The sequence below is a fragment of the Variovorax sp. PvP013 genome, assembly GCF_050435945.1.
Lineage (GTDB): Bacteria > Pseudomonadota > Gammaproteobacteria > Burkholderiales > Burkholderiaceae_C > Variovorax.
This window is the reverse complement of record NZ_JBNDLF010000001.1, coordinates 387,040-410,007: the sequence shown is the minus strand read 5'-3', so window position 1 is coordinate 410,007 and position 22,968 is coordinate 387,040. Positions and strand designations below refer to the sequence as shown.

The 22,968-nt window shown below is 72.8% G+C and carries 16 protein-coding genes; 5 read left to right on the top strand and 11 right to left on the bottom strand.

What is annotated here, in order from left to right; all coding sequences use genetic code 11:
- Positions 1–15 precede the first annotated feature (15 nt).
- The 7 genes from ABID77_RS01975 to ABID77_RS01945 form a co-directional block, all read right to left on the bottom strand.
- Positions 16–4,197 (bottom strand): alpha/beta fold hydrolase, encoded by a 4,182-nt coding sequence (locus tag ABID77_RS01975; RefSeq protein ID WP_429590073.1) that lies wholly within the window; start codon positions 4,195–4,197, stop codon positions 16–18.
- Between the two features lie 152 nt (positions 4,198–4,349).
- Positions 4,350–5,297 carry a hypothetical protein gene (locus ABID77_RS01970; RefSeq protein WP_429590070.1) on the bottom strand — a complete coding sequence of 316 codons (948 nt, stop codon included), beginning with the start codon at positions 5,295–5,297 and terminating at the stop codon, positions 4,350–4,352.
- 71 nt (positions 5,298–5,368) lie between these two features.
- Positions 5,369–8,887 carry an error-prone DNA polymerase gene (locus ABID77_RS01965; RefSeq protein WP_429590067.1) on the bottom strand — a complete coding sequence of 1,173 codons (3,519 nt, stop codon included), beginning with the start codon at positions 8,885–8,887 and terminating at the stop codon, positions 5,369–5,371.
- Entirely contained in the window at positions 8,880–10,310 is a 1,431-nt protein-coding gene (locus tag ABID77_RS01960) for a Y-family DNA polymerase (protein ID WP_429590064.1), read from the bottom strand. Before ABID77_RS01960 ends, ABID77_RS01965 begins: the two co-directional genes overlap by 8 nt.
- Positions 10,279–11,256: a translesion DNA synthesis-associated protein ImuA gene (gene imuA / locus ABID77_RS01955; protein ID WP_429590061.1), complete on the bottom strand. Its 978-nt coding sequence runs from the start codon at positions 11,254–11,256 to the stop codon at positions 10,279–10,281. Before imuA ends, ABID77_RS01960 begins: the two co-directional genes overlap by 32 nt.
- Positions 11,257–11,364: 108 nt before the next feature.
- Positions 11,365–11,700, bottom strand: a complete 336-nt coding sequence (locus ABID77_RS01950; RefSeq protein WP_429590058.1) for a DUF3140 domain-containing protein — start codon at positions 11,698–11,700, stop codon at positions 11,365–11,367.
- Positions 11,701–11,843: 143 nt separating this feature from the next.
- Entirely contained in the window at positions 11,844–12,683 is an 840-nt protein-coding gene (locus tag ABID77_RS01945; protein WP_429590055.1) for a DODA-type extradiol aromatic ring-opening family dioxygenase, read from the bottom strand.
- A gap of 93 nt (positions 12,684–12,776) precedes the next feature.
- Between ABID77_RS01945 and ABID77_RS01940 the strand changes: the two genes are divergently transcribed.
- From ABID77_RS01940 to ABID77_RS01920, 5 genes are read left to right on the top strand one after another with little or no spacing between them, the layout of a single operon-like run.
- Positions 12,777–13,799, top strand: a complete 1,023-nt coding sequence (locus tag ABID77_RS01940) for a LysR family transcriptional regulator (protein ID WP_429590052.1) — start codon at positions 12,777–12,779, stop codon at positions 13,797–13,799.
- A 20-nt stretch (positions 13,800–13,819) separates the two neighbouring features.
- Positions 13,820–15,340 carry a 3-hydroxyacyl-CoA dehydrogenase gene (locus ABID77_RS01935; RefSeq protein WP_429590050.1) on the top strand — a complete coding sequence of 507 codons (1,521 nt, stop codon included), beginning with the start codon at positions 13,820–13,822 and terminating at the stop codon, positions 15,338–15,340.
- 7 nt (positions 15,341–15,347) lie between these two features.
- Positions 15,348–16,127, top strand: coding sequence for an oxepin-CoA hydrolase, alternative type (locus ABID77_RS01930; RefSeq protein ID WP_429590048.1), 780 nt, complete (start codon positions 15,348–15,350; stop codon positions 16,125–16,127).
- Between the two features lie 52 nt (positions 16,128–16,179).
- Positions 16,180–16,899, top strand: a complete 720-nt coding sequence (locus tag ABID77_RS01925; protein ID WP_429590045.1) for a Crp/Fnr family transcriptional regulator — start codon at positions 16,180–16,182, stop codon at positions 16,897–16,899.
- Between the two features lie 43 nt (positions 16,900–16,942).
- On the top strand, positions 16,943–18,064 hold the full coding sequence (locus tag ABID77_RS01920) for a phosphotransferase (RefSeq protein WP_429590043.1): 1,122 nt from the start codon (positions 16,943–16,945) through the stop codon (positions 18,062–18,064).
- A gap of 25 nt (positions 18,065–18,089) precedes the next feature.
- Here the strand turns inward: ABID77_RS01920 and ABID77_RS01915 are convergent, their stop codons facing one another.
- Genes ABID77_RS01915 through ftsH form a run of 4 tightly spaced genes read right to left on the bottom strand, consistent with a single transcriptional unit; the run spans position 18,090 to position 22,891 of the window.
- Positions 18,090–18,680, bottom strand: a complete 591-nt coding sequence (locus ABID77_RS01915) for an MOSC domain-containing protein (RefSeq protein ID WP_429590040.1) — start codon at positions 18,678–18,680, stop codon at positions 18,090–18,092.
- Positions 18,681–18,685: 5 nt separating this feature from the next.
- On the bottom strand, positions 18,686–20,017 hold the full coding sequence (gene glmM, locus ABID77_RS01910; RefSeq protein ID WP_429590037.1) for a phosphoglucosamine mutase: 1,332 nt from the start codon (positions 20,015–20,017) through the stop codon (positions 18,686–18,688).
- 22 nt (positions 20,018–20,039) lie between these two features.
- On the bottom strand, positions 20,040–20,969 hold the full coding sequence (gene folP, locus ABID77_RS01905) for a dihydropteroate synthase (RefSeq protein WP_429590034.1): 930 nt from the start codon (positions 20,967–20,969) through the stop codon (positions 20,040–20,042).
- A 2-nt stretch (positions 20,970–20,971) separates the two neighbouring features.
- Positions 20,972–22,891: an ATP-dependent zinc metalloprotease FtsH gene (gene ftsH / locus ABID77_RS01900; RefSeq protein ID WP_429590031.1), complete on the bottom strand. Its 1,920-nt coding sequence runs from the start codon at positions 22,889–22,891 to the stop codon at positions 20,972–20,974.
- Positions 22,892–22,968 lie beyond the last annotated feature (77 nt).

The window sequence follows — 22,968 nt, the reverse complement described above, 5'->3', positions numbered from 1 at the left end:
CGTCGGTCCGAGGATTCATCGGAGGAACCGGGTGATCGCCCGGAGCGCCGAGCGGGTGGCCTTCGCGTCGCCGATCAGGGAGTCCTGGTGCCCGAGGGTGACGGGTGTCAGGCGCCGCGACCTGAAGCTGCCGTTCGGGCCGCAGTGGTGGGCGAGCAGTTCCTCGAGCAGCGCGCGCGAGCCGGCGTCGACCAGCCCGTTGGCCGGCGCGTGCAGGCTCAGGATGGGGAAGTCCAGGCGCTCGCGCAGCCGCTGCGGATCGACGAAGCGGTTGAAGCCGTTGCGGTCGGTGATGAGCCGGTAGCGGGCGAAGTGCATCACCTGCGACACCGTGTCGACGTTGAACGGACCGAAGAAATCGTCGATGTGCTCCAGCGTGGCGTCGCTCGTGTGCGCGAGGTTGAGGACGCGGCCGAACAGGGCGTCGATGCGGTGCCGCGCGCCGACCCACGACAGATGCCGGCCCGGCGGCCAGAGCGGGTTCTCGCGCTCGAACTCGCCGCTCGGGTACGGCAGCGCCGCCAGCAGCCGGTCGAGCAGCTGGTCGACCGCGCCGTCGTCCGGGCCGGGACGGAACCGGTAGTCGCGGCCGGCGAGGAACTGCTTGACGTAGCGCATCAGGTAAGCCCGCGCGACGTTGGCCGGCGCCAGCAGCAGCGCCGGGCCGACCTGGGACATCACCAGGCGCCGGATGCGGCCCCGGGGCGGCGTGGCCGCGTCGCGGTGCGCGTGGTCGCGGTCCCACAGCGCGCGGCGCAGCCCCTCGTGGCGGCCGGACCGCGCGGGACCGCCCTGGACGTCGCCGAGCAGCCCCATGCACAGCATGGCCGAGCCCATGCAGTGGGCGACGATGTCGATCCGCTCGAAGCCCGTCGCGCGGCAGACGTGGTCGACCGCCACCGGGATGTCCTCGTAGCCCATGTCCTCGAAGGCCCAGGGCAGATGGGCCGTCGGCATGCCGCAGCTCGACCGCATGTCCAGGATCCAGACGTCCCGCGACGCGACGCCGGTGAGATGCCCCATGAGCCCCGGCGACAGCGTGGGATGCGCGAAGGTGGTGCCGCTGGCGCTGTAGCCGTGGATCAGCAGCACCGGGGGCAGGCCCGAGGCCGGCGTCTTCGGGCGATAGCGCGTCAGGCGGATGAGCACCGGCACCGTCGCCCCCGCGTCGTCGACGCGCCGCGCCACCGCCAGCTCGCGGACCTCGGGCACCGGCGCGCCGGGCACGAAGCCCGGCAGGCGCTGCGGCACGCGCGCGGACGCGGCATCGGGCTTGCGGAAGCTCCACAGGTGGCCGTCGATCAGGATGCGCCCCACGTAGGCGGCGAAGCTCGCGAGATCGAGCAGTGCCGTGGGCTGGTCCTGCTGGTCGACGACGCGCATCAGCGGCACGCCCTGCGCCGCCAGGAACGGCAGGTGCAACGCGAGCCGGGGCCGCGCCGGCTTCGGATCGCCCCCGGCCGCCAGGCCCGGGAAGCGCGTCAACGTCAGCGTCATCAGCTGCTCCAGCGGGTTGGCGCCGCGCTCGTAGGCCAGCTGCTTGAAGCCCGACAGCCGCGTGCCGTCGGCGAAATCGCGCGCCAGCGCGCCGCTGGCCTGGGTGACGGTGAATTCGTAGTCCAGGCGGCGGGCCGCGCCGGCGCGGCTGGCGAGCGCCAGGATGCCGCCGACCCGCCGGCGCAGCCACGCCCAGCCACGCGCCAGCAGGCCCTTGCCGCGACCCGGCGCGACGGCGGGAACGTCCGGCGGTGACGGCTCGACGGACGCTCGCCGCGCCAGCAGCTGCTGCGTCAGGTCGCGCACGCCCCGGTTGGGCAGCCACGCGAGGAGCCCGCGCCAGATGCGTCGCCAGGGCGTGCTCGGCACGAAGCCGAAGATGTCGAGGCGGCCGGCGAGCATCGCCGTGAGCACGACCTGCTCGGAGTCCGGTTCGTCGCGCCCCGGCGCCAGGGGGCCTTCGTACACGCGCAGTCCGCAGCGCGCCGGGTCCAGCACGATGCGGCGCGGCACGGCCGGCCGCATCAGGTCGCGCAGCCGGGTCGGTTGGGAATGCAGCGTCAGCTCGATCCAGCGGCGGCGGCCGTCGGCGAAGGCCGCCTCGCCGCGCATGCGCTCGACCAGCTCGATGGCGGTGGGCCGGGCCGGCGTCGGCACGGCGGGCAGGTGGCGGAAGACCGGACGCGGCCGGTGCGGCGGCGGCTCGGCTGGCGGCTCGGCGGCCGTGATCGACCAGCGCGGACGCAGCGCCTGCGCCGCCCGGCGGGCCAGCGCCGCGATGGTCAGGGCCGGATTGACGCCCAGCGAGGTCGGCACGATGGCGCCGTCGAGCACCGCCAGCCCGTCGTGCACGCGCGGGGCGCCGATGCCGGTGCCCTCCGGCATGCCGGGATCGCCCGGATCGAAGACCCGCCCGAGGTGGTCGACCACGCCGTCGAGCGCGCTCTCGCCCATCGCGCACCCGCCCAGCGGATGCACTGTGAGCAGCGGCCCGCGCGGCATACCGAGTTCGCCGCGCATCGCGTCGGGCAGCGGCTTCCAGACCGGATTGGGCAGCACCCGTCCAGCGCCCTTCGCCGTGCCGACGAGCGCCTGCAACGCCTTCTGCCGCTCGTCGAACACCGGCAGCGCATTGAGTTCGGGCCAGTCGATGCGCAGGGCGCCGTCGCCCTCCCGGTCCGGATCGGCACCCGGGGCCGAAGGCACCAGGCTCAGCCGCCCGCCGGACCCGTCGTGGCCGATCACGGCCACCGGCAGCGAGCGATCGACGACCGCCGGGTCGACCGCCTGCGGATCGGCCGACCCGGCGCGGTGGTCGTTGCCGTCGCGCTCCTCCAGGGCGTGCAGCGTGGTCGCCGTGGCGAACACCTCGCCGAAGACGCGGCGCAGCGCCCCGGGCACCGCGAGGTCTTGGATCACGCAGCGCCGCGCCGGGTCGGTCGCGTCGCGCCGGTCGATCATGGCGGTGATGGTCGGACCGACGCGCCGGTCGCGCGGCGGAGCGTCCTCGTTGGCGACGGCCCGCACCGACGCTTCCTGCGCGTGGACCGAGGCGATCATGTCGCCGTTGGCCGAGAAGCGATGGCCGAGCAGCCCCGACAGGTTCAGGCCCCGGCCCTGATCCTGATCCTGGCGCCGCGAGCGCAGCAGGATCTCGGTCGACCCCAGCGCGCCGGCCGCCAGGATCACGCGCCGGGCGCGCAGCCGGAAGGGCGCGCCCTGGCGCCGGCGCAACTGCGCGTCGGTGTGTTGCACGACCAGCACCCAGCCCTCGCCCTCGCCTTCGGGCCGCTCCAGACGCAGCACCGTCGCACCCGTGTAGAGCGCGACGCCGGGCGTGCGGCAGGCCTGCGCGAGCAGCCCGACGTCCAGCGAGATCTTGGCGCCGTGGTTGCAGCCGGTGGCGCAGTCGCCGCAGTTGACGCAGGCCGACAGCGGCACGCCGGCCACCGTCCGGGCGCCGGGGCGCAGCGCCACGGTGATCGGGACCGGCTGCGCCGACCCGTCGATGCGGTGCAGGGCCGAGGTCTTGTCCAGCCCCTCGGACGAGGTGCCCGCCACGGTGTTGGGTCGGGCTTTCGTGCCGGCGCCCAGCCATTCGCCCACGACGTCGAAATGCGACGGGAGCATCGGGTCGTCGCGGATCGTCCGGGGCCAGTCGGAGGAGCGCAGCACCGAGTCGCTCGGCTGCAGCATGACGCCGGCATTGATCAGCGAGCCTCCGCCCACGCCGTTGGCCACCAGCACGTCCACGTCGCCGCCCACGCGCACGTCGAACAGGCCGAGCGGGCGTCCGCGCGGCGCGGTGCGCCCCGGCGTGCTGAAGCGCACGTGGCCCGCGAGGTCGGCGAAGCGGGAGGGAAAGGCGCCCGGGAGGTATTCGTTGCCGCGCTCCAGGATGCAGATCGAGATCGGGCGGTCGGGCGCGTCGGCCCCCTCCGCCGACGCGACGCGGCCGCCGGCGAACTCGCGCGCCGCCACGGCCGCGCCGTAGCCGCTGCCCACGATCACCAGGTCCACGTCGTGCTCCGACGGCAACTCGGCGAGGCTCTCCCGGTCGATGTGCGGGAAGCGCGCCACCAGGCATTCCAGGCCCTGGCCGAGCCAGGCGACGTCCGTTTCGGGCGTGCCGGACGCGTCGGACGCGTCGGCGCAGGGATGCTCGGAGGGACGGGAGTTGTCGGCGCCGGCAGGATTCACGGGTGTCGGGGCTCGCGCCAGGAAGAGGACGCATCGATTGTGTCGATCCCCTTCCTCGATCGACATCGGCTCTTCGGAGGATGCCGGCGACCGCCCGGTGGGTTAGGACGCCGGTGCCGACGACGGCGCGACGGGCCCGGCGCGACCCGCTCCTACGCCCGGGCCTGCAGCGCTTCCTGCTCGTCGTCCAGGTGCCCGAGCATGCCCTGCGCGCCCTCGTCGAAGCCGCGCACCGGCTGCGCCTTGGCCAGCGCCATCCAGGTGCCGAAGGGCATGCGCGGCAGCGTGCGGTGCACGGCGGCGCGCGCGACCACCAGGCGACCGGCCTCGACCACGATCACGCCGCATTCGGCCGGGATCTCGTCGGGCGAGCCGATCGGGCGGTCGCGCGCGTCGCGGCCGAGCACGTACCAGCACTCGCCGCCCAGGTCGAGGTAGGCGGCGCGCTTGTCGGGCTTGCGCAGGTCGGCGATCAGGTCGGCGCGGCGCACCTTGATCTCGTGGACCACGGGCTGCGCGTAGGCCTCGACGCTGGTGTTGCGGATCGAGAAGACGTCCGGGCGCGCCATGCACCAGCGCGGCGGCTCGCCCTCGTTCTTCGGCGGCAGCCGCGCGCGCAGCCCCAGTCCGCGCCAGGCGATGCGGCCGGCGCGCGTCATCTCGCGCGCCACCTGCTCGACCAGCGCCTCGTGCGCCGACAGCGCCGCGCGGTTGACCACCAGGCTGCCGGCGATGTGCGCGATGCCGGCGTCGGTCACGCGCAGGGTCTCGTGGCCGAGCGCGGACCGGCGGCGCTCCAGCAGGCCGGCGGCGAGCAGGTCGATCTCGACCGTGTCGCAGCACGGCCAGCCGGCCGAGCGGTAGATGTCGCGCAGGCGCCGCGCGTGCGTGCGGCCGAGCGCGAGCGCGCCGGGCGGCGGCTCGACCACCGGCGGCGCCCCGCCGGGGTCGGTGACGGGTGGCCCGCCGGGCGATGGATCGCCTTCGGGCGGCGATGCGGGAAAGGGTGGCGGCGTGATCGGCGGCACGGGGGTCGGCACCGGCGGGCTCACGGGGATGTCGGCGTCGGCGCGCCGCAGGCAGGTGGCTGTCGAAGGCATGGGCACAGGTTAGCGGGAAGGAGATTCATCGTCGAGTCGGGGGAATTGAGGTCCATGGCCGGGGGTCGCGGTCAATGGAAGTCGCGGCTGCGCCGGTTCCCGGCCAGGCGCCCCAGCCAGGGCGTGAGGTCGCGGAAGCCCCGGGCGAGCAGGTGGCGCACCTGGCCGCCGGTGTCGACGTCGCGCTGCCAGAGGCCCTGCACGGCCAGCAGCCTGGCCTTCAGGAGCGGCTCGCGCTGGGCGTCGGCCAGGTCCTTCCAGACGATCACGTTGACGTTGCCGGTCTCGTCCTCCAGCGAGACGAAGATCGTCCCCTGGGCCGTCTGCGGCCGCTGGCGCAGGGTGACGAGGCCGCAGGCGCGCACCAGGCAGCCGTGGGGCAGCCGGTCGAGCTGCTCGGCGCTCAGCAGCCTCAGGCGCGCCATGCGCGGGCGCAGCAGCGCGAGCGGATGGCGCCGCAGGGTCAGGCCGAGCGCGGCGTGGTCGCCGACGATCTCCTCGCCCTCCGATGCCGCCGGCAGCGCCAGCGCCGCCTCGTGGATCGGCACGCCGGCGAGCAGGCCCGGCGGCGCGCGGCGGTGCGCGGTGGCGTCCCAGACCTGCTGGCGCCGGTGGCCCGACAGCGCCGCGAGCGCGTCGGCGGCGGCCAGCGCCGCCATGTCGGCGCCGTCGAGCGCGGCGCGCAGGGCCAGGTCCTCGGTGCTCGCGAAGGGCGCGGCGGCGCGCGCATCCAGCAGCCGCCGCGCCCCCGCCGCGCTGAGCGACGCGATGCGCCGCAGCCCCAGCCGCACGGCCGGATGGTCGCGCGCCCCCGGGCTCGTGGCGGGTTCCAGGGTGCTGTCGAGCCCGCTGACGGTGACGTCCACCGGCCGCACCTCGACATCGTGGCGCCGCGCGTCCTGCACCAGCTGCGAGGCCGAGTAGAAGCCCATCGGCTGGGCGTCGAGCAGCGCCGCCAGGAAGCAGGCCGGCTCGTGGTGCTTGAGCCAGCAGCTCACCGACACCAGCAATGCGAAGCTCGCCGCGTGGCTCTCCGGGAAGCCGTACTCGCCGAAGCCCTCGATCTGCCGGAAGACCGACTCGGCGAAGTCGCGCGCGTAGCCGCGTTTGACCATGCCCTCGATCAGCTCGTCCTGGAAGGCGTCGACGCCGCCGGTGCGCTTCCAGGCCGCCATCGCGCGGCGCAGGCGGTCGGCGCGCTCTGGCGAGAAGCCGGCCGCGATCATGGCGATCTGCATCACCTGCTCCTGGAAGATCGGCACGCCCAGCGTGCGCGCCAGCGCCGGGGCGAGCGCCGGGTACGGGTCGTCGAGCGGCAGGCCGCGGCGCATCCGCTCGCGGTTGCGCAGGTAGGGATGCACCATGCCGCCCTGGATCGGCCCCGGCCGCACGATGGCGACCTCGATCACCAGGTCGTAGTAGCAGCGCGGCCGCAGGCGCGGCAGCATCGACATCTGGGCCCGGCTCTCGACCTGGAACACGCCCACGGTGTCGGCGCGGCAGATCATGTCGTAGACGTCCGGGTCGTCGTCGGGGACCTGGTGCATTTCAAGCGCCGTGCCGCGCCAGGCGTTGGCGAAGTCGAGCGCGCGGCGGATGGCGCTGAGCATGCCCAGCGCCAGCACGTCGACCTTGAGCATGCCCATGGCCTCGAGGTCGTCCTTCTCCCACTGGATGACCGAGCGGTCCTTCATCGAGGCCCGCTCCACCGGCACCAGCCGCGTGAGCCTGGTCTGCGTGAGCACGAAGCCGCCGACGTGCTGGCTCAGGTGGCGCGGCGTGTCCTTGAGCTGGTCGGCGAGCGCGAGCCACTGGCGGACCCTGGCGGGCCGCTCGCGCACGCCGGTGCGCGCCATGGCGGCCTCGATGCGCTCGTCCAGGATGGCGGCGTCGAACCAGTGGTGGTCCTTCGCGAAGTCGTCGACCAGCCGGACATCGACGTCCAGCGCCCGCCCGACGTCGCGCAGGGCGCTGCGCGAGCGGTAGCGGATGACGACCGCGGCGATGGCGGCGCGATCGCGGCCGTACTTGGCGTAGATGTACTGGATCACCTCCTCCCGGCGCTGGTGCTCGAAGTCGACGTCGATGTCCGGCGGCTCGCGGCGCTCGCGGCTGAGGAAGCGTTCGAACAGCAGGTGTCCCTTGGCCGGGTCGATGGCGGTGATGCCCAGGCAGTAGCAGACGGCCGAGTTGGCCGACGAGCCGCGCCCTTGGCAGAGGATCGCCTTCGAGCGCGCGAAGGCCACGATGTCCTCGACGGTGAGGAAGAACATCTCGTAGCCCATCGCGACGATCAGGTCGAGCTCATGGCGCAGCTGGCTTCGCACCTGCTGCGGGATGCCGTCCGGATGACGCCCGGGTGGATAGCGCCCGCGCGCGCCCTCCCAGGTCTTGCGCACCAGCGTCTGCGCCGGGGTCTCGCCGCTGCCGAGCAGTTCGCGCGGGTACTGGTAGTGGTCGCGCAGCCGCTCGGGGTCGAAACGGCAGCGTTCCGCCACCCGCAGGGTGCGGGCCAGCAGCGCGGCCGGATAGAGGTCGCGCAGCCGGCCGCGCGGGCGCAGGTGGCGCTCGGCGTTGGACTGCAACGCGAAGCCGCACGCCGCCACCGGCCGGCCCAGGCGGATGGCGGTGAGCACGTCCTGCAGCGGCTTGCGCCCCCGCACGTGCATGTGGACGTCGCCGGCCGCCACGCACGGCACGCCGGCGGCAGCGCCCGCCGCTTCGAGCGCCGCGAGCCACAGGTCGTCGTCGACCTCGTCGAACAGCTCGACGGCGAGCCACAGGTGCTCGCCGTACAGCGCGCGCGCCGCGGCGAGGTCGGCGCGCAGCGTCGCGCCGTCGACCGGGCGGCCCGGCGCGCGCGCCGGCACGAAGAGGATCTCGCAGTGGCGCAGCGAGGCCGGGTCGGCGGCATCGACGGCGTCGCGCTCGCCCTCCCCCTCGCCGTCGGCGTCGGCGCCATCGCCTGCATCGGTATCGGCATCGGCATCGGCTCGGTTCGTGCGGTCCTCGCCCCCGGCCGCGACGTCCCAACGCACCCGGTACTCGCCCTTGGGTGCGTCGGTGGTGCGCGCGGCGGTGATGAACTCGCACAGGTTGCCCCAGCCCGCCATGTCGTGCGCGATCGCCACCAGCGTGAAACGCTCGAAGCGGAACTCGCTGCCGTGGAGCAGGCGGAAGTCGGCGTTGCGCCACGGCCGGGGCGCGTCGGGATGCGCGCGCTCCCACTCGTCCAGGGCCCGCAGGTGGTCGCGCAGGCCGACGTGGGCGCGCACGATGCCCGCGACCGAGCACTCGTCGGTGATGGCCAGCGCGCGGTAGTCGAGCTGCCAGGCGCGGATCGCCAGGTCCTCGGGGCTGGAGGCGCCGCGCTGGAAGCTGAAGTGGGTCAGGCAGTGCAGCTCGGCGTGGTCGGGCACGGCGGCAGGCGCCGGACGGTCCGACGCGCCGGACGGGCCGGCGGGATCGGTCGCGCCGCCGCCCGGCGTGGCGTCCCCGGCGCGGTCGACACCTTCCGCATCCGGGGCCGGCACCACGCGCAGGCGGGACCGCTGGCGGGTACGCAGCTGCTTGTCGGTGAGCTCAGGCATAGAGCCCCTGCAGGAACCAGCGCGCGTCGCGGGCCACGCCGCCGCCGGGCAGGCGCTCCCGGAACACCCAGACCAGGCCGGCGCCCGGGCTGCGGGCGACGTAGTAGTCGCGCAGGGCCGGCGCGGGAGCAGCGCTTCCACCGGCGTCGGGATTGCGCTCGACGCCGCGCTCCGGGTCGGCATCGGCTTCGTCGTCGTCGCTCCACCAGCCGGTCTCCAGCCGCTGTGGTCCGGCCAGCCGGACCAGGCGTCCCTGGTAGCAGGGATGGCCGTCGCGCACGTCGAGCGGCAGCGGCTCGGGCAGGAGCCAAGCCGGCCACAACACCGCGGCGGACGGGGCGCCGCTGTCGCCAGTGCCGCCGGTGAGCGCCGTCGTCGTCGCCGACGCCCGCGGCGCGCGCAGCGCCGGCAGCCAGCGCTGCATGCGCTCGGGCCGATGGTCGGCCCGCGTCACGGGCACCACCACCTGCCGCGCCCCCAGCCGCGCGCTCAGGCGCTCGACGAGTTCGTGCAGGCGATCGCCCGGGCGGTTGTCCTCGGGCAGGAAGCTCGCGCTGGCACCGACGCACGGCGCGGTGTCGAGCGAGCGCAGCCGCAGCCAGCTCGCGGGCGCGGCGAGCGTCGTCGACGCCAGGCGCTCGCCCATCAGCCGGCGCAGGTGGACGACGTCCTGCGTGGCCTCCGAGGTGCGCACGACGAGGGCCTGGTGCGGCGGCAGCTCGACGCCCTCGTGGCGCCGCCGGTCGAGCGTCCACTGCAGTTCGAGCGCGCGCACGCCGCGCTGGCGCGCGCGCAGCCAGACCTGCAGCGCGCCGAGCAGCCGCTGAGCCGCCCACATCAGCTCGGGCGCGGTCTCGGCCAGCGCCGGCAGCTCGATCCTCTGCTCGAAGGACTCGGGCAGCGTCAGCCAGGCGTGGCGCTCCGGCCGCAGCCCCCAGGCGACGTCGAGCGCCTCGCGCAGCGCGGGGCCGAAGCGCCGCGACAGGCCGGCGCGCGGCAGCGCCGCCACGTCGCCCCAGGTGGTGCAGCCCATGCGCGCGAGCAGGTCGAGCCGGTCGCGCGCCGCCGTCAGCGTGTGCAGCGGCAGGGCCGCGGGGATGTCGGCGGGCGGCTGGCGACCGGCGGCGAACAGGCGCAGCCGGGCTAGCGCGACCGGCGCGGTGGCGCCCAGCACCTTGCGCAGCCGGTGGAGCGGCACGGGATTGAGGGCGTCCATCTGCCGCAGGAGCTGTCGCTGCCCGCCCCACAGGCGCTCGCAGGCCGAGACCTCCAGCACCAGCGCCTCGTCGAGCCAGGCCACGCGCGGGGTGAACTGCAGCGCCCACCAGCCGAGGGCCTCGGTCGACAGGACGGGGGACGGCGGCGCGCCCACCTCGGCTTCGATCTCAGCCTCAGGCTGCCACCGCAACGCGATCCACTGCATCGGACGGCCCTCCTTCGAGTCCCGGCGCGCGCGGGGCGACCGGCATCGCCGGCACCGCCGACGTGGCGGCCACCGCTACCGTCGCCGTCGCCACTGGCGCTGCCTTTCCGGCCTCGTCCCGTTCCGGCGCCCGCCGACGCTGCGAAGCGGCGCGCAGCAGCATCGCCAGGCGCTCGTCGCGGGCCGGCAGCGCGAGGGGCGCGGCGAGCGGCGGACCGCGGCGCTTGAGCACGTCGACGTCCATGCGGCCGGCGGGATCGCCGGCTCGGGCGTGACCGGTCTCCCCGGCGGCATCCGCGTCGGTGCCGTGCCGGGCCTCGATCGCGGCGAGACGGCCCGTCGCCGTGCCGGGCCCGCGCGGCCCCGCCGGCGCGGCCTCCCGCACGGGCACGCAGCGCACGCGCAGCCGCAACCGCGCCGGCGAGGCGGTCTGGGCCTGCGCCTCGGGACGGAAGACGAACAGCAGGTTCTCGTGCCGGGCGGCGGCCAACTGCAGCCGGCGCAGGTCGGCGGGGCGCGCCTGCGGCAGCCAGGCCAGCACGGCCGCCACGTCGGCGCAGCGCAGGGCCTGCTCACAGGCCCAGGCCCGCGCGACGGCGCCGTCGCCGCGGACCCACAGCAGGGCCTCGACGGGCAGGCCGCCGGCGGCCAGGACCGGAGCGAACGGCACCCGGGGGGCGCCCACCAGTACCACCCGCCCGCCGCGCAGCCGCACCGCCAGCGCCAGCGCCGGCAGCAGCAGCTGCCACACCTGGGTCTCCGGCGCCGCCTGCAGCACCTCGGTCAGCGCCCCGACCGGCCAGCCGCCGCCGGGCAGTTGCGCATCCAATGCCCCGTGGCCGGTGGAGACGACCCGGGCCTCGGCCGAGGCCAGTTCGTCGCCATGCCAGACGTCGGAACGCGCGGCCGGCGCAGGCGCTTCAGGGACGGGGGAAGGGAAGGCCATGATCGGAAAAAGGATTTGACTGTATTTTTATACAGTATCCTGATCCGATGCAAGCGTTGCGCGGCACGAAACCGCTCCCCGTCTCCCGTCAGCCGATGTCGGGGAAGGTCAATCCTTCGCGGGATCGTGCCCCCAGTTCATGAGCGAATGGCGCCAGGGGGTGTCCTCGATGTCGCCCTCCGGACGCTGCGCCAGGTGCCGATGCACGTAGCCGACCACCTTGGCCATGTGCCGCAGGTCGGCCTGCGTGCGCTTGTCCTTGCGCTTGCCGAGGATGTCGACGATGCGCCGGCCCGAGCGGTGCCCGACCGACTCGCCCTCTCCGGTGGCCGACCAACCGACGGTCTTGGATTCGGAGGTCTTGAGCCATTTGCCGAGCTGCGCGGCGGTCATGTTGACGGCTTCGTCGAAGTCGGCGGTGATCTTCTGCTGCTTGTCTTCCATCGGAATTCCTCGCTTCGCGGTTCAGGGTGAAAAAACGAGGAGTGACGATGGCGCACCGCTGTGGCACCGGCGCGTCGGCTTGGGACGGCCAGCGGCGTCAGGCGGCGGCGCGGGCGGTGCCGGCAGGCACGCCCGCGCCGCGTTCAGGCCAGGGCGCCGAAGCGGAAGCTCGACACCGCGATGCCGCCCATGAAGTCGTCCTCGTGGTAGATGCGCTCGGCGGCCTCGCCCTCGGCCGCGCCGGCGGCCACCATCAGCGGGATCAGGTGCTCCTCGCGCGGATGCGCCAGGCGCGCGGCGGGTGCCGACGCCCAGTCGACGAGCATGGCGTCGCGCCGGTCCGGCGAGGTGCGCACGACGGCGTCGTCGAGCCAGTCGTCGAACGCGTGCGAGGCGTCGCGCGCGCGCGGGCCGAAGTTGCGCAGGTTGTGGTAGCTCAGGCCGCTGCCGACGATGAGCACCTCCTCGGCGCGCAGCGGCGCCAGCGCCCGGCCCAGGGCCAGGTGCTCGGCCGGATCGAGCCCCCGGCGCAGCGACAGCTGCACCACCGGCACGTCGGCCTTCGGATAGATGGCGGCCATCGGCGAGAAGGTGCCGTGGTCGAAGCCGCGCGCGGCGTCGAAGGCGGCCGGCAGGCCGGCGCCGGCGATCAGGGCCTGCACGCGGTGCGCGAGCGCGGGGTCGCCGGGGGCGTCGTAGCGCACCTGGTAGGTGTGCTCCGGGAAGCCGCCGTAGTCGTAGATCATGGGCGGCCGGGCGTGGCCCTGCACCGTGAAGGCGTCGGCCTCCCAGTGCGCCGACACCATCAGGATGGCGCGCGGCGCGGCGCCGATCCGGCGCGGGATGTCGGCCAGCGAGGCGGCCAGGCGGTCGTAGGTCGCGCCGGTCCGCTCCCTCATCCACGGCCACGGACCGCCGCCGTGCGAGATGAAGTAGGTCGGCAGGATGCGGGATGCGGGCGATGGAATGGATGAAGTCGTCATGCGGTGCTCCTTGGTCGAAGCCAGTCTAGGTGTTTCCCCTGAGGAAATCGATGGCCTAAGATTCATGCTTCCGTTTCTTCCCGAGAAATCATCATGGACCGGCTCACCAGCCTGCGCGTGTTCCGCGAAGTCGTCGACGCGGGCAGCTTCTCGACCGCCGCCGACCGGCTGTCGATCTCCGCGCCGATGGTCAGCAAGCACGTCGCCCAACTGGAAAAATCGCTGGGCGCGCGCCTGCTCCACCGCAGCAGCCGCCACCTGAGCCTGACCGAGGCCGGCGAGACCTGGCACGCCCACAGCGCCCAGGCGCTGGACATGCTCGACGCCGCCGAGGCCGCCATCGGCCAGCGCCACGCGGCACCGCGCGGCCAGCTCAAGGTGAGCGCGCCGGTGTGGTGCGCCACGCCGTGCTTCGCCGAGGCGCTGGCCGCCTTCCGCGAACGCTGCCCGGAGGTGCTGGTCGACATGCACTTGGCGAACCGCAAGGTCGACTTGGCCGCCGACGGCTACGACCTCGCCCTGCGCGCCACGCACGAGCCCTCGCCCGCGCTGATCGCGCGGCCGCTGTGCCGCGTGCCCTTCCACCTGGTGGCCGCGCCCGCGGCCCTCGCGCGCGACGGCACGCCGGCGGCGCCGGCCGACCTGGCGCGCCAGGGCGCCATCGTGCCGAGCTACGTCGACCTCGACGGCCACGCGCTGCAGGGTCCGGACGGCCGGACCGCGCCGCTCCACCTCTCGCCCGTGCTGCGCTCGGACGACACCACGCTGTCGCTGCATGCCGTGCGCGCGGGCATGGGCCTGGCCTTCCTGCCGGCCTGGCTGGTCGACGACGACCTGGCGCGCGGCGTCTTGCTGCGCGTGCTCCCCGGCTGGCGCGCGCCGCCGGTCACGCTGTTCGCCGTCTACGCCAGCCGTCGGTACATGGCGCCCAAGCTGCGCAGCTTCATCGACTTCCTCGGCGAGCGGCTCGCGGACGGCACGGCGGCTGCCGCTACCGTCGCCGGTGCCGACGCGTCCGCCCTGGATGGTCCCGATGCGCGCGGCGCGCGACTGGCGCAGGATCGTCGATCCGCCAGTGCCCCTGTGTCCCTTTCCGCTTCCTCCCCTTCCCTCTGACTCCTCAACGACCTTCCAACATGTCCCCTCAATATTCCCGGATCGGCGTCATCGGCGCCGGCGCCATGGGCCGCGGCATCGCTCAGATCGCCGCGCAGGCCGGCAGCGACGTGCTGCTGCTCGACAGTTTCGACGGCGCCGCCGCGCGCGGGCGCGACGCCGTCGTCGCGCAGTGGGAGAAGCTGCGCGAGAAGGGCCGGCTCGACGACGCCCAGGCCGGCGCCTTCGGATCGCGCCTGAACGTCGCCGCGTCGATGGCCGACCTCGCCGGCTGCGACCTCGTGATCGAGGCCGTGGTCGAGGACCTGGCCGTCAAGCGCGCGCTGTTCAAGGAACTCGAGGCGGTGGTCGCGCCCACGGCCACGCTGGCGACCAACACCTCGTCGCTGTCGGTCACGGCCATCGCCGCCGGGCTGGCGCGACCCGGACGCATCGCCGGCTTCCACTTCTTCAACCCGGTGCCGCTGATGAAGGTGGTGGAGGTGGTGGCGGGCTTCCGCACCGAACCCGAGGTCTGCGCCCGACTGGCCGCCTACGCGACCGAGATGGGCCACAGCGCGGTGCAGGCGCAGGACACGCCCGGCTTCATCGTCAACCACGCCGGGCGCGGCTTCGGCACCGAGGCCCTGCGCATCGTCGGCGAGGGCGTGGCCGACTTCGCCACCATCGACCGCATCCTGAAGGACCAGGCCGGTTTCCGCCTCGGCCCCTTCGAGCTGATGGACCTGACGGCGCTGGACGTGTCGCACCCGGTGATGGAGTCGATCTACCGCCAGTACTACGACGAGCCGCGCTTCCGCCCCAGCGTGATCACGGCACAGCGCCTGGCCGCCGGCGCGCTCGGACGCAAGACCGGCCACGGCTTCTACGACTACGCCGACGGCGTCCAGCAGGTGCCGCCCGAGGCGCCGGCACCGGTGGTCGACGAATTGCCGCCGGTATGGATCTCGCCGCGCGCGGCCCGGCGTGCCGAACTCATCAAGCTGGTGCACACGCTCGGCGCGCGGCTGGAGTCGGGCCAGGCGCCCTCCCAGGCGGCGCTGATCCTGGTCGCGCCGCTGGGCTTCGACGTCACCACCGTGGCGGCCGTCGAGCGGCTCGACGCCACGCGCACCGTCGGCATCGACCTGCTGGTCGACGACGCCGCCACGAAGCGCCGCGTGCTGGCCACCAACCCGGCCACGCGGCGCGACATGCGCGAGGCCGCGCACGCCCTGTTCGCGCGCGACGGCAAGGCCGTCAGCGTGATCCGCGACAGCGGCGGCTTCGTCACGCAGCGCGTGGTCGGCACCATCGTCAACATCGCCGCCGACATGTGCCAGCAGCGCGTGTGCTCGCCGGCCGACCTGGAGACCGCCGTGCGCCTGGGCCTGGGCTACCCGCGCGGGCCGCTGGCACTGGGCGACCTGTACGGGCCGACCAACATGCTGGAGGTGCTGTTCAACCTGCAGACCGTCTACGGCGACCCGCGCTATCGCCCGAGCCCGTGGCTGCGCCGGCGCGGCGCCCTCGGCCTGAGCCTGATGCACGAGGAGGAATGAAGCCGCCATGACCGCCGAACTCAAGAGCACCACCGAAGGCTGCACCATGGTGCTGACCCTGTCGAACCCCGAGCAGCGCAACGCGCTCGGCCCGGCGATCTACGCCGCCGGCATCGAGGCGCTCGACAGCGCCGCCGACAGCGACGAGATCCGCAGCGTCGTCATCGTCGGCGAGGGCGCCTGGTTCTGCGCTGGCGGTTCGCTGCAGCGCCTGCGCGACAACCGGCGCGAGGCGCCCGCCGTGCAGGCCGAGAGCATCGACGCGCTGCACAGCTGGATCGACTCGATCCGCACCTTCCCGAAGCCGGTCATCGCCGCCGTCGAGGGCGCCGCGGCGGGCGCGGGCTTCTCGCTCGCGCTGGCCTGCGACCTCGTCGTCGCGGCGCGCGACGCGATCTTCGCGGCCTCGTACAGCAACGTCGCGCTGACGCCCGACGGCGGCCTGAGCTGGCACCTCGCGCGCGCGCTGCCGCGCCAGCTCGCCGGCGAATGGCTGATGTGCGGCGAGCGCCTGGGCGCGCCGCGGCTGCACGAGGCCGGGCTGGTCAACCAGCTCGCCGACAGCGGCCAGGCGCTGGCGACCGCGCTCGCGCTGGCCGAGCGCCTGAACGCGCGCGCGCCCAACGTGCTCGCGAGCCTGAAGGAGCTGCTCAACGAGGCGCCGGGCGCGACGCTCGCCCATCACCTGGGCCAGGAGCGCGACCACTTCGTGCGCAACCTGCACCACCCCAACGCCGGCATCGGCATCGAGGCCTTCCTGGCCCGGGAAACGCCGCGCTACCCCTGAGGGCGTCCGGACCCCCTCGGATTCCCGCACCAGTCACTCACAGGACAGTCCCATGGACGAACCCATTCTTAACATCGACGAACGCGAGGCCATCAACGGTGGCCGCTGGTTCTCCTCCCTCTCCCCATCGCTGCGCCACGACATCCTCCGATGCGCCTACGTCAGACGTCACAAGGACGGCGAGCTCCTCACCGCGCGCGGCGACCCACCCGAGCAGTGGATCGCCTGCGCCAAGGGCGCGGTGCGCGTGAGCTCCACCACCGTCTCGGGCAAGCAGGTCACGCTGACCTACGTCGAGCCCGGCATCTGGTTCGGCGACGTGGCGATGTTCGACGGCGACCGCCGCACGCACGATGCCTACGCGCACGGCGAGACCACCACGCTCAACGTGGCGCGGGCCGACTTCCAGAAGATTCTGGCCACGCACGTCGAACTCTACGAGGCGCTGATGCGCCTGCAGGCGCGGCGCATCCGCCAGCTCTTCGGCCTGGTGGAGGACCTCAACACCCTGCCCCTGCGCGCCCGGCTGGCCAAGCAGCTCACGCACCTGGTGCGCAGCTACGGCGTGCCCAGCCTGGCCGACGGCAGCCAGATGCGCATCGGCCTGCATCTGGCGCAGGAGGAACTCGCGCAACTGCTGGGCGCCTCGCGCCAGCGCGTGAACCAGGAACTCAAGGCGATGGAGCGCGAGAACGTCATCCGCATCGAACCGGGCGGCCTGGTGGTGCGCGATCGCTCGGCGCTCCTGCGGATCGCCGAATCCGACAACTGATCATCGACATCGACCCGGCTTCGGCCATGGAAGGACCCGCGGCATGAGCCAGCAGACACCACCGACGCAGACACGGACGCAGCAGGATTTCGGCCAGTTCGTGGGCACGCGCGCCGTCTCGGGATCGCACGCCTTCGACGTCGACGCCCTCACGGGCTGGCTCGAGGCGCACCTCGACGGCTTCCGGGGACCGCTCACGGTCGAGATGTTCAAGGGCGGCCAGTCCAACCCGACCTACAAGCTGATCACGCCCGCCCAGAGCTACGTCATGCGCGCCAAGCCCGGGCCGGTGGCCAAGCTGCTGCCCTCGGCCCACGCCATCGAACGCGAGTACAAGGTCATGGCCGGCCTGGCGGGCACCGACGTGCCGGTGCCGCGCATGCTGTGCCTGTGCGAGGACGAATCGGTCATCGGCCGCGCCTTCTACGTGATGGAGTTCAAGACCGGCCGCGTGCTGTGGGACCAGAGCCTGCCGGGCATGGACTGCGTCGAGCGCGCCGCCATCTACGACGAACTCAACCGCGTCATCGCCGCCCTGCACAGCGTCGACTTCGCCGACCAGGGCCTGACCGACTACGGCCGCCCGGGCCACTACGTCGAGCGCCAGATCGCCCGCTGGAGCAAGCAGTACGTGGCCTCCGTCACCCAGCCCATCCCCGAGATGGACCGGCTGATGGAATGGCTGCCCGCGCACGTTCCCGCCAGCGCGCGCGACGAGCGCCACGGCTCGATCGTCCACGGCGACTACCGGCTCGACAACGTCATGTTCCATCCCACCGAGCCCCGCGCCGTCGCGGTGCTGGACTGGGAGCTGTCCACGCTCGGCCATCCGCTGGCCGACTTCAGCTACCACTGCATGTCGTGGCACATCGCCCCGGGCGCCTTCCGCGGGCTCGGCGGCGTCGACGTGGCGAGCCTGGGCATCCCCACCGAGAGCGCGTACGTCCGCCGCTACTGCGAGCGCACCGGCATCACCACGCCCGAGGCGCTCGCGCCCGACTGGAACTTCTACCTCGCCTACAACATGTTCCGCATCGCCGCGATCCTGCAGGGCATCGCCAAGCGGGTGGAGATGGGCACGGCGTCGAGCGAGCAGGCCGTGGCGTCCGGCCGCGGCGCATTGCCGATGGCGCGCATGGCCTGGGATTTCGCGCAGCGGGCCTGATCGCGGCGCCGCCGCAGGGGCAATCTCAGACCGGCTGCAGCGGCCGGGGCTCGCCCGGCGGCAGTTCGATGCGGATCGGGTCGCCCTCGCGCACCTCGCCGCTCTCCAGCACGATCGCCATCACGCCGGCCTTGCGCACCAGGCCGCCCCGGGCGTCGCGCCCCAGGGTGGCGGCCATCAGGCCGCGCTGGAAGCGGTCGAGCTGGCTGCAGGGATTGCGCAGGCCGGTGAGTTCGACGACCGCCGCCTCGCCATCCCGACCCAGGTGCAGCCGCGTGCCGGTGGGCAGCGCCAGCAGGTCGATGCCGCGCGTGGTGACGTTCTCGCCCAGGTCGCCCGCCCAGACGGCGAAGCCGGCTTCCATCAGCTCGTCGAAGAGTTCGGCATGCAGCAGGTGCACCTGGCGCAGGTTGGGCGCCGAGGCGTCGCGCGCCACGCGCGAGCGGTGCTTGACGGTGGCGCCGGCATGCGCGTCGCCGTCGACGCCCAGGCCGGCCGTCAGCCGGATCGACGGTTCGGCGAACTTGGAGAAGCTGTGCAGGCCGCTCGCATGGACGGCCGCGACGCGCGCGGCCGGGCCGTCACCGCGATCTCCGGGGTCGATCGACTCGCCCATCATGGTCAGGCGTCGAGCGTGGCCGCCAGACGCCGGGCGCAGGCGGTGGCCTGTTCGGCATCGCGCGCCTCGACCATGACGCGCAGCAGCGGTTCGGTGCCGCTCGGACGGATCAGCACGCGGCCGGCGTCGCCGAGCTCGGTCTCGACGCGGCGCGTCTCGGCCGACAGCGTCTGGTTGGCGCGCCAGTCCTGGCCGTGCTCGAGGCGCACGTTGAGCAGCACCTGCGGGAACAGCGTCACCTCGGCCAGCAGTTCGGCCACCGTGCGGCCGCTGCGCACGCAGGCCTGCAGCACCTGCAGCGCGCTGACGATGCCGTCGCCGGTGGTGTGGCGGTCGAGCGCGAGCAGGTGGCCCGAGCCCTCGCCGCCGAGCAGCCAGCCGCGCTTCTCCAGTTCCTCCAGCACATAGCGGTCGCCGACCTTGGCGCGCACGAACTCGATGCCCTGCGCGCGCAGCGCCATCTCGACCGCCTTGTTGGTCATCAGCGTGCCGACCACGCCCCGGGGCCGCTCGCCGCGTGCGATGCGCTCGTTGACCATCAGGTAGAGCAGTTCATCGCCGTTGAACAGGCGGCCGCTCGCATCGACGAGCTGCAGCCGGTCGGCGTCGCCGTCGAGCGCGATGCCGTAGTCGGCGCCCTGCGCCGTCACGGCCTCGACGAGCGCGCCCGGGTGCGTCGCCCCGACGCCTTCGTTGATGTTGAGCCCGTCGGGCGCGCAGCCGATGCTGGTGATCTCGGCGCCGAGTTCGTGGAACACCTGCGGCGCCACCTGGTAGGCCGCGCCGTGGGCGGCATCGACCACCAGCCGCATGCCGCGCAGGCTCAGGTCGTGGGCGAAGGTGCTCTTGCAGAACTCGATGTAGCGGCCGGCGGCGTCGTTCAGGCGCCGCGCCTTGCCCAGTTCGGCCGAATCGGCCCACACCGGCGCGTCCTGCAGCGCGGCCTCCACCGCCTCCTCCCATTCGTCATCGAGCTTGGTGCCCTGGGCGCTGAAGAACTTGATGCCGTTGTCGGGGAACGGGTTGTGGCTGGCGCTGATCACCACGCCCAGGCTGGCTCGCTGGGCCCGCGTCAGGTAGGCCACGCCGGGCGTGGGCAACGGCCCCAGCAACACGACGTCGACGCCGGCCGAGTTGAAGCCCGACTCCAGCGCCGATTCGAGCATGTAGCCCGAGATGCGCGTGTCCTTGCCGATCAGCACGGTCGGCCGGGCCTCGGTCTTCCTGAGCACGTGGCCCACCGCGTGCGCGAGTCGCAGCACGAAGTCGGGCGTGATGGGGGGTTGCCCGACCGTGCCGCGGATGCCGTCGGTGCCGAAATACTGTCGTGTCATTCCTGGATTTCTCTTGTATTCGTCATGGGATGAGGGCCGGACCGGCCGCTGCGGATGAAGAGGCGGTTCCCGTCGGAAGATCGTTCGCGGCGCGCCACACCGCCAGCGCCGCGACGGTGTCGCGCACGTCGTGCACGCGCACGATCGACGCGCCGCGCTCGACGGCCATCAGCGCCGCCGCTACGCTCGGCACCATGCGCTGCGAGGCCGCCTCGATGCCCGTGACGGCACCCAGCGAGGACTTGCGCGACCAGCCGGCGAGCACGGGACGGCCCAGCGCCAGCAGTTCGCGCTGCCGCGCCAGCAGCGCGAAGTTCTGCGCCACGCTCTTGCCGAAGCCAATGCCCGGATCGACGGCGATGCGCGGCGCATCGACGCCCAGGCCCCGCAGCGTCGCCGTCTCCCGCGCCAGGAAATCCGCCACCGCGGCCACGACGTCGGCGTCGCCCGCCATGGGCAGCGCCTGCATGGTCTGCGGGTCGCGATGCATGTGCATCAGGCACACGCCGCACGACGGATGCGCGGCCACGGCCTCGCGCGCGCCGGGCCGCCGCAACGCCCAGACGTCGTTGACGATGTCGGCGCCTAGGTCGAGCACGGCGCGCATGACTTCGGGTTTGTAGGTGTCGATGGACAGCGGGATGCCGAAGCCCAGTGCGCCGCGCACCACGGGCAGCACGCGCGCGAGTTCCTCGTCGAGGGGCACCGCCGGGCTCCCCGGCCGCGTCGACTCGCCGCCGATGTCGAGGATGTCGGCGCCTTCGGCCACGAGCCGTTCGCAATGCCGCAATGCCTCGGTCGCCGACGCGTGCGAGCCACCGTCGGAGAACGAATCGGGCGTGACGTTGACGATGCCCATCACCTTCGGCGACGACAGGTCGATGGCGAAGCGCGTGGTGCGCCAGAACGAAAAAACGGGGCCGATGGCCCCGTCTTCCTGCGAACCCGACATCCTCACGCGGCCGTCGGTGCCGGGTCGGTGTTGACGGCGGGCGTTCCGCCCGTGCCGCCGCCGTTGTTCGACGGCGGGATGCGCGGCGTCCAGTCCTTGGGCGGACGCGGTGCGCGGCCACCCATGATGTCGTCGAGCTGTTCGCTGTCGATGGTCTCCCATTCGAGCAGCGCCTTGGCCATGGCGTGCATCTTGTCGCTGTTCTCCTCGATCAGGCGGCGCGCCAGGGCGTACTGCTCGTCGATGATGCGGCGCACTTCGCCGTCGACCTTTTCCATGGTCTGCTCGCTCATGTTGGTCGTCTTGGTGACCGAGCGGCCCAGGAACACTTCGCCTTCGTTCTCGGCATAGACCATCGGACCCAGCGCGTCGGTCATGCCGTAGCGGGTGACCATGTCGCGGGCGATGGAGGTCGCGCGCTCGAAGTCGTTGCTGGCGCCGGTGGTCATCTGGTGCATGAACACCTCTTCCGCGATGCGGCCGCCGAACAGCATGCTGATCTGATTGAGCATGTACTCGCGGTCGTAGCTGTAGCGGTCCTGGGACGGCAGGCTCATCGTCACGCCCAGCGCGCGACCGCGCGGGATGATCGTCACCTTGTGCACCGGGTCGCACTTGGGCAGCAGCTTGCCGATCAAGGCATGGCCGGACTCGTGGTAGGCCGTGTTGCGGCGCTCTTCCTCGGGCATGACCATGCTCTTGCGCTCGGGGCCCATGAAGATCTTGTCCTTGGCCTTCTCGAAGTCCTGCATCTCGACCACGCGCGCATTGCGGCGGGCGGCCATCAGCGCGGCTTCGTTGCACAGGTTGGCGAGGTCGGCGCCCGACATGCCGGGCGTGCCGCGGGCGATGATGCTCGGGTTCACGTCCTGGCCGAGCGGCACCTTGCGCATGTGCACGTTCAGGATCTGCTCGCGGCCACGGATGTCCGGCAGCGTCACGTAGACCTGGCGGTCGAAGCGACCCGGACGCAGCAGGGCGGCGTCCAGGATGTCCGGCCGGTTGGTCGCCGCCACGACGATCACGCCGAGGTTGGTCTCGAAGCCGTCCATCTCGACCAGCATCTGGTTCAGGGTCTGCTCGCGCTCGTCGTTGCCGCCGCCCAGACCGGCGCCACGTTGACGGCCCACCGCGTCGATTTCGTCGATGAAGATGATGCAGGGCGCGTTCTTCTTGGCGTTCTCGAACATGTCGCGCACGCGGGCCGCGCCCACGCCGACGAACATCTCGACGAAGTCGGAACCAGAGATCGAGAAGAACGGCACTTTGGCCTCGCCGGCGATCGACTTCGCCAGCAGCGTCTTGCCGGTACCCGGAGGGCCGACCAGCAGCAGACCGCGCGGGATGCGTCCGCCCAGTTTCTGGAAACGGCCCGGGTCCTTCAGGAAGTCGACGACTTCCTTGACCTCTTCCTTGGCCTCGTCGCAGCCGGCGACGTCGGCGAAGGTGACGGAATTGGTGTTCTCGTCGAGCATGCGGGCCTTGCTCTTGCCGAAGCTGAAGGCGCCGCCCTTGCCACCGCCCTGCATCTGCCGCATGAAGTACACCCAGACCCCGATCAGCAGGAGCATCGGCCCCCAGCTGACCAGCAGCGTCATGAGGAGGGAGCCTTCCTCGCGCGGCTTGACGTCGAACTTGACGTTGTTGGCGATCAGGTCGCCGACCAAGCCGCGGTCGAGGTAGGTGGCGGTCGTGCGGATGCGTCGATCGTCGTTGGTGACGGCCACGATCTCGCTGCCGCCCTGGCCTTCCTGGATCGTGGCGCTCTTGATTCGATTGCCACGGACTTCCTCGAGAAAGTCCGAATAGCCGACGTTGCCGGCGTTGGCGCCACTGCGGGTGTCGAACTGCTTGAACACAGTGAACAACACCATCGCAATGACCAGCCAGACGGCAACTTTGGAAAACCACTGATTATTCAAACGATGCTCCAGTCATAAACCCGTGACCCCGACAGGAAAAACGCGTCGAGGCCCTGCAGTTGGACAGTATTTTAAAC